This window comes from Streptomyces sp. NPDC054794 (genome assembly GCF_053611585.1).
The window spans coordinates 1-1,865 of sequence record NZ_JBSHAQ010000138.1; the positions used below are offsets into that span (position 1 = coordinate 1).

Annotated in this window: 3 protein-coding genes; 2 read left to right on the forward strand and 1 reads right to left on the reverse strand. The window is 67.2% G+C overall.

From position 1 onward, the window contains the following. Positions 1–105: 105 nt before the first annotated feature. On the forward strand, positions 106–936 hold the full coding sequence (locus tag ACWGKT_RS48395) for an IS5 family transposase (RefSeq protein ID WP_453278806.1): 831 nt from the start codon (positions 106–108) through the stop codon (positions 934–936). Then, positions 933–1,373 carry a hypothetical protein gene (locus ACWGKT_RS48400; protein WP_235458024.1) on the forward strand — a complete coding sequence of 147 codons (441 nt, stop codon included), beginning with the start codon at positions 933–935 and terminating at the stop codon, positions 1,371–1,373. Before ACWGKT_RS48395 ends, ACWGKT_RS48400 begins: the two co-directional genes overlap by 4 nt. A gap of 9 nt (positions 1,374–1,382) precedes the next feature. Here ACWGKT_RS48400 and ACWGKT_RS48405 read toward each other — a convergent pair whose 3' ends face one another. Beyond that, the gene (locus tag ACWGKT_RS48405) at positions 1,383–1,652 is read right to left on the reverse strand and encodes a helix-turn-helix domain-containing protein (RefSeq protein ID WP_453278807.1); all 270 of its coding nucleotides are present in this window, start codon (positions 1,650–1,652) and stop codon (positions 1,383–1,385) included. Positions 1,653–1,865: the final 213 nt, after the last annotated feature.

The window sequence follows — 1,865 nt, forward strand, 5'->3', positions numbered from 1 at the left end:
TCAGAGGGCGGTATGAGACTTCATACGGGTTTTGTCGTCACCTGAACGTGTGACGGTGCGGCATCCCGGCCGGTCGGCGGCCATGGGCATGTTGGGCTGGTTGCTGTGAGCGAGCGCAAGCCCTACAAGACCGACGTGAGTGACGAGCAGTGGGCGCTGGTCGAGCCTGTGATCGCCGCGTGGAAAGCCGCGCATCCCTCGGTCAGCGGCCATCAGGGCCGGTACGCGATGCGGGAGATCGTCAACGCGCTGCTCTACCAGGGCCGCACCGGCTGTCAGTGGGAACTGCTCCCGCACGATTTTCCGCCGGCCGGCGCGGTGAAGTACTACTTCTACACCTGGCGTGACGACGGCATCGACCAGACCATTCACGACCTGCTGCGCTGGCAGGTGCGGGAAATGGCGCGCCGGAAGGCGGACCCGAGCCTGGTGGTGCTCGACACCCAGAGCGTGCACGCGGCAGCTGGGGTGCCCGCTGAGTCGACGGGGCGTGATGCGGCAAAAAAAGTACCGGGCCGCAAGCGCGGCCTGGCCGTTGACATTCTGGGGCTGGTGATCGCGGTGGTCGTGGCGGCCGCGTCGGCGCACGAGAACGCCGTCGGGATCGCGCTGCTGGACAAGGTCGCCGCCGACACCGACACCGTGCAGAAGGCCCTGGTCGACCAGGGCTTCAAGAACGCCGTCGTCGCGCACGGGGAGAAGGCGGGCATCGAGGTGGAGATCGTCGAGCGCAATCCCGCGCAGACCGGGTTCGTTCCCCAGGCCAAGCGGTGGGTCGTGGAACGCGCCTATGGGATCTTGATGTTGCACCGCCGGCTGGTGCGCGACTACGAGCACCTGCCCCGCAGTTCGGAGTCGCGGGTGTACTGGGCGATGACCGCGGTGATACTGCGCCGGCTGACCGCGGCGACCGTGCCCGCCTGGCGCACCGCATGACCGGCGGGGAGCTGACGCTCGGCGCGGTGCTGGCACGGCTGGAGGAGCGGGAACGCGAGATCACCGCGCAGGCCGAGACGACGCGGGAACAGATCACGCAGCTGACCGCCCAGCTCGACGAACTCGGCCGGGCCGCCGAAGAAGTCCGGATCACCCGCAAGACGCTGTTGGCGCTGCCGGACCCGCAACCGTCCGCGCCGCCGGTACTGAAACTGCCGGATCACCCGGCCTACCAGCAGATCATGGCGGTGTTCACCGCGGCCGACCATCCGCTGCGTGCGCGGCAGGTGTGCGAGGCGATGGACCTGGAGATCGCGCCCAACAACATCAACAACGTCCGCCTCAAGCTCAAGCGGCTGGCCGACCGCGGAATCCTGGCCGAAACCGAGCCAGGACTGTTCACCAGGCCAGGACCGCAATCGGGAATTCAGCCCTGACCAGCACGCCTACTCGAGGTCCTTGGCCGAGTCGGCCGATGCCTCACGCCCCATCGCCTCGGACGGCGCGGTCTTGATGCTGCCCGGAGTCCAGCCGAGGAGTTCCTCGAAGCTTCGGGCAACGGTCGGGGTGGGCAGGTCCCCACGGCCGCGTTCGAAGGTCCTGATGGTCGCCTCACTCAGCCAGGTGCGGCGCGCGAGTTCACGCTCCGAGATGCCTTCGGCCTCACGGAACTCGATGAGGGCTCTCGCCAGCCGTGTCGAATCCTCTCCACTCATGACCGCAGTATGTCGCCGAGCCCGGGCCGGGATGGCCCTCTTGCTCGGTCCCATGCCAGGGCACCGGGCCGCGGCAACACGCCCACCAGGCCGAATCCCAGTCGGATTTGTTCGTCCTCGGCATGCAACCGGCACTCGTTAACAGCCCTGATCTGCACGCCAATCCCATAACAGAGTCAGATACAAGGCAAAAACTCGCATACCACCCTCTCA